This is a genomic window from Pseudomonas sp. 2995-3, from assembly GCF_002742565.1.
Lineage (GTDB): Bacteria > Pseudomonadota > Gammaproteobacteria > Pseudomonadales > Pseudomonadaceae > Aquipseudomonas > Aquipseudomonas edaphica.
In genome coordinates, this window is the sequence record NZ_LJSB01000018.1 from 1 (window position 1) to 229 (window position 229).

Here is a 229-nt window from a genome sequence, read left to right on the forward strand (position 1 = left end):
GTTCCCGAGACTACCTTCGTGAATGGCTTCCTTGGGTTGATTATACAAATTCAGTAGAAGATTCAAAGGATTTTATTAAAGGAGCTTTAAAGCAGTTTAGTAATAATAATGGTTTCCAAGCAGGTATTTGGTATCAAGACCAATTAGCAGGAGTGGTTGGATTACACGGAATTAACTGGGCAAATGAGTCTACATCAATTGGCTATTGGTTGGGAGATAGATATCAAGG

1 protein-coding gene is annotated in these 229 nt (G+C 38.0%); it reads left to right on the forward strand.

What is annotated here, in order from left to right; translation table 11 throughout:
- The coding region (locus AOA62_RS31300; protein ID WP_143521686.1) for a GNAT family N-acetyltransferase at nt 1–229 on the forward strand (229 nt) is incomplete at both ends.